Raw genomic sequence first — 2,942 nt, 5'->3', positions numbered from 1 at the left:
TGGGATCTCTTTGTCTGAGGTGAGGCTGACGGCGGGGGGGACTTTGGAGGGGGATCGGCGCTACGCCCTGGTGGATGCGGAGGGGAAGCGGGTAAACGGCAAACGCCATGCTGCAGTCCACCGCCTGCGTGCCCGGTTTGATCCCCGGTTGTGCCGGGTGCAGTTGTGGGGGGAGGGCAAGGCGGCTCAGTTTGACCTGCAGCAGCAGCGGGATGCTTTGCAGACTTGGCTCAGCGATTGGTTCGGTTTTCCGGTGCAACTGCTGGAGGAGCCTCTCAGGGGGTTTCCGGATGATCCCTATGCCAACGGCCCCACCCTGATCAGCATAGCCACTCTCGAGACAGTGGCCAATTGGTTCCCCGGCCTCACCCCCGAAGAGATGCGGCAACGCTTTCGCATGAATATCGAGCTGTCGGAATGTCTGCCCTTTTGGGAGGATCGGCTCTTTGCCCAGGCAGATCAAGGGGTGCGCTTTCGCATTGGGGAAGTGGAGCTGCTGGGCCTCAACCCCTGCGCCCGCTGTGTGGTGCCCACCCGGGATCCCCTGAGCGGAGAGGCCTATCCCGGTTTTCAAAAGCACTTCGTAGCGCAACGGCAGAAAACCTTGCCACCCTGGGCCGAAGCCAGCCGCTTTGACCATTTCTATCGCCTTGGAATCAATACGTGGATCCCGAGAACGGAGGCGGGCAAGCACCTGAGGGTTGGGGATCCCGTCGAAATCCTCGGGGTTGAACCCCTCAGCCTTTACCCTGAGCTGAATCGAACCCCAGGTTAGTTTCCGACCTACAATCAAGCTAGAGCAGCTCTTTTGGCTTGACCAAGCTATGCAAACCCTGGATCGGCCCAACGCCCCCACCCAGCAGCCCTACCCAGAACCGGTCTATCCCCGTCGCCCCACCCGCACGGTGGCCGTAGCTGATGTGTTGATCGGCAGCCAGCACCCGGTGGTGGTACAGTCCATGATCAACGAGGACACCCTCGACATCGACGCGGCAGTGGCCGGGATCCGCCGTCTGCACGAGGCAGGCTCAGAGATTGTGCGGGTTACCGTTCCCAGCATGGCCCATGCCAAGGCGATGGAGGCAATTCGGGAGAAGCTGATCCAAACCTACAAGCCCGTGCCTTTGGTAGCTGATGTCCATCACAACGGCATCAAGATCGCCCTGGAGGTGGCCAAATACGTGGACAAGGTGCGCATCAATCCGGGGTTGTTCATCTTTGAAAAACCTCAGCCCGGTCGCACAGAATATACCCAGGCGGAATTTGAGGCCATTCGTAACAAAATCCGGGAAACCTTCACCCCCCTTGTCCAGACCCTCAAAGCCCAGAACAAAGCCCTGCGCATCGGGGTCAATCATGGATCCCTGGCAGAGCGGATGCTCTTCACCTACGGGGATACGCCTGAGGGCATGGTGGAGTCGGCCCTGGAATTTGCCCAAATCTGCGCCGAGCAAGACTTTCACAATGTGGTGCTTTCCTTCAAGGCCTCCCGCCCGCAGGTCATGTTGGCGGCCTACCGGCTGGCAGCCCGTCGCTTCGATGCCCTGGGCCTGAATTACCCCTTCCACTTAGGTGTCACCGAGGCGGGCGATGGAGAATATGGGCGCATCAAGTCGGCGGTGGGGATCGGAACCCTCTTGGCTGAAGGGATCGGCGACACGATTCGGGTTTCTCTCACGGAAGCGCCAGAGAAGGAGATCCCGGTGGCCTACGGCATTTTGCAAGCTCTGAACCTGCGCAAAACCATGGTGGAGTATGTGGCCTGCCCTTCCTGTGGCCGCACCCTCTTCAATTTGGAGGAGGTGCTGCAGAAGGTGCGCGCCGCAACCCAGCACCTGGTGGGGCTGGACATTGCCGTGATGGGCTGCATTGTCAATGGGCCGGGAGAGATGGCCGACGCCGACTACGGCTACGTGGGCAAGACGCCGGGGGTGATCTCTCTCTACCGCGGCAAAGAGGAAGTGAAAAGGGTGCCGGAATCGGAAGGCGTGCAGGCGCTGATCGATCTGATCAAAGCCGATGGGCGCTGGGTGGATCCCCCTTCTTCCCATTAATTCCGCTTCCCCCTCAAAAAGCGACCTGTCCAGCAATCCTGCCGCGCTCTTGCTTTGCTGAGAAACTGGCTAGCGGCGTTTGCCACGCAGAGCTTTGGCGCGGTTGTTCACCTGCCTTACAAACAGAGGCAGCAGGTGCGCCCGGATATATTCAAACGCTGCTTGCAGACCTTCTTTTTCGTAAATCAGGCCGATTTCCGCCTCAACCTGCGTGGGATCCCTGAAGGCCGACAAAAATTGGTTGGAGGTCAGCCACGTGAAGAGTTCTGCGCGATTCAAGTCACAACTGGGCGGGGAAGGCACTTGCCAGTCTTGAGGTGGGCCAAGCAGCCACTGCCGGGCAAACAAGCTCAACACCGCATCCCCCAGCCAAGCCTTGTCGCGACGGGATCCCTCGTCCAACTGGGCCACCTGCTGTCTGATGGTCTGGCTGGTCGAGGAGCAATGGGATCCTGTCGGCATGGAAGTGGCAAGTGCGCAAGGACTGGCAGCAGACAAGCCCGGCGGCAAAGCGCCCCTGCCTCATTTTAAGATAGGGTCTGGCCCGTTGCAGGTGGAGTGTGGCATTGTGAGGATCCTTGGAGCATGTTGTTGGAGCTAACCCCAGAAGAATGCGAATCGGTGATTCCGGTGGTGCCAACGCGCCTTCAGTATGCGGCTTACTGGAGCGATGCCCTCAAGAGCACGGGCCGCATCATCACGGCCATTTTGGTGGGCGTGGCGTTGCTGGTTCTTTCCCGCGCTTTCGGCGAGGGATCCTTTCTGGGGGCAATCGCCTTCCTGGTCGGGATTCTCTCGTTGCTCTATCCCTTCCTGTGGGGGCCGCTCTACACCATCTCCCGCCGTCAGCTAGCCTTTCGCGAGATTCCCTATGGGGGATTGTTTTTT

The 2,942-nt window shown here is 59.7% G+C and carries 3 protein-coding genes and 1 pseudogene; 3 read left to right on the top strand and 1 reads right to left on the bottom strand.

All coding sequences use genetic code 11. The features are described 5' to 3' along the window. Both NW837_RS11655 and ispG read left to right on the top strand, forming a co-directional pair. Positions 1 to 775, top strand: a 775-nt coding sequence (locus NW837_RS11655; RefSeq protein WP_414331681.1) for an MOSC domain-containing protein, incomplete at its 5' end; no start/stop codon positions are given. Positions 776 to 824: 49 nt separating this feature from the next. Continuing rightward, complete coding sequence (gene ispG / locus NW837_RS11650) at positions 825 to 2,054, top strand: (E)-4-hydroxy-3-methylbut-2-enyl-diphosphate synthase (RefSeq protein WP_414331679.1); 1,230 nt, start codon at positions 825 to 827, stop codon at positions 2,052 to 2,054. A 69-nt stretch (positions 2,055 to 2,123) separates the two neighbouring features. Here the strand turns inward: ispG and NW837_RS11645 are convergent, their stop codons facing one another. Then, positions 2,124 to 2,552, bottom strand: a complete 429-nt coding sequence (locus tag NW837_RS11645) for a hypothetical protein (RefSeq protein ID WP_414331677.1) — start codon at positions 2,550 to 2,552, stop codon at positions 2,124 to 2,126. A gap of 87 nt (positions 2,553 to 2,639) precedes the next feature. Between NW837_RS11645 and NW837_RS11640 the strand changes: the two are divergent. Further along, positions 2,640 to 2,942: pseudogene (locus NW837_RS11640) on the top strand (hypothetical protein); the annotation flags it as partial.

Origin of the sequence: Synechococcus sp. R6-10 (assembly GCF_047461815.1) — a bacterium.
In the GTDB taxonomy this organism is placed as follows: Bacteria; Cyanobacteriota; Cyanobacteriia; order Thermostichales; family Thermostichaceae; genus Thermostichus.
This window is presented reverse-complemented; position numbering and strand designations above follow the sequence as displayed.

Coding starts and splice junctions, on each gene's coding strand:
- ispG (WP_414331679.1), top strand. CDS start 825: ATGCAAACCCTGGATCGGCCCAACGCCCCCACCCAGCAGCCCTACCCA.